This is a genomic window from Bradyrhizobium sp. JYMT SZCCT0428 (genome assembly GCF_018131075.1).
Lineage (GTDB): Bacteria > Pseudomonadota > Alphaproteobacteria > Rhizobiales > Xanthobacteraceae > Bradyrhizobium.
On the sequence record NZ_JAFCLS010000178.1, the window covers coordinates 1 to 1,079 of the forward strand.

General features: G+C 57.6%; 1 protein-coding gene and 2 pseudogenes. 1 reads left to right on the top strand and 2 read right to left on the bottom strand.

Annotation, left to right across the window (positions count from 1 at the left end; genetic code table 11):
* Together JQ575_RS44270 and JQ575_RS44275 are read right to left on the bottom strand one after the other, a co-directional pair.
* Positions 1-249: pseudogene (locus JQ575_RS44270) on the bottom strand (IS66 family transposase); the annotation flags it as partial.
* A gap of 309 nt (positions 250-558) precedes the next feature.
* Positions 559-843, bottom strand: coding sequence for a helix-turn-helix transcriptional regulator (locus tag JQ575_RS44275; protein ID WP_212039440.1), 285 nt, complete (start codon positions 841-843; stop codon positions 559-561).
* Between the two features lie 56 nt (positions 844-899).
* Between JQ575_RS44275 and JQ575_RS44280 the strand changes: the two are divergent.
* A pseudogene (locus JQ575_RS44280) lies at positions 900-1,079 on the top strand (endonuclease); the annotation flags it as partial.

The following is a 1,079-nucleotide window of genomic DNA, read 5'->3' on the forward strand; positions in this document are numbered from 1 at the left end:
GCTTCTTGCCCTGAGCCTTGCGACGCGCATTCTCGGCCAGATCCGCCATCACGAAGAACGGCCGCCGGGCATGGACCCAGCAAGCGGCTTCCAGGATCGGACCTGCGTTGCGGCCGGCACGATCGCGTGAGTAATGGAACACCGCCCCCCGGCGGGGCTTGCCCGACAAAAGGCTTGTCGTCGCGCACATTCCCGGATCCGGCCGGTGTCGGTCTTGCCTTTGGCTAGGACCGGGACCGTGGTCGCAAAGCAGTGGCCTTCAGCCCAGCTATTAATGCAACTCAGGAAGGCCACGAGGCAGTTCGTTATAAAGGCACCCCTCTGAAACATCGAGCGTAAGGCCGCGATAAGCGGAGCAGCCGACGTATCGTTAGGCGCCTAGCAGGAGATTGCTGGGCTGTGCGCTCGTGTCGACCTACAAACCAGGCAACAATGGGCGACCAGCAAGCGTGTGCGAAATGCGCAAGGTCAACCGACTGAATTTGCCAAAGAAAATTGGGTTCGTTCTGCGAGATTTGGAGACGCGCCGATTACGAGTCCGTCGGAGCTGAAAAGCATTTACTTCTTGCGGGTCTGACGCTTTTGCGTTCCGGCTAAGCGCACTCCGGGTCCACCGTCGTTTTCTTCGATGAATTCGATGCCGGCCGCGGCGAGTGAACTCAAGATTTTTTCGGCAGTCTGACCGCGCCCTCCCAACGGACCATCATTAGCTTCTAACCGCTTAATCGTCGGAATAGACACGGCCGCAGCTGCAGCTAGCTGCTCCTGCGACCAGTCCAACAGTGCCCGTGCAGCCTTAATTTGCCGAATTGATACTTTTAGTATTGACTTTGAGGCCGACATAAATGATACTTTCAGTATCGATTGATCCTATTAGTAGAATCAGTAGGAGACTCGCAATGTCAGGCGCCTTTGCCAACTCCCATTCATCGCTGGATCGCCGCGCCTTCATCGGCGGCTCCGATGCCCGGATCATTATGGGCGACGACGAGGCCGCCCTATTCCGGCTGTGGCGCGAAAAGCGGGGTGAGGCCGAATCCGAAGATCTCTCGAACAACCTGATCGTCCAGCTCGGCACC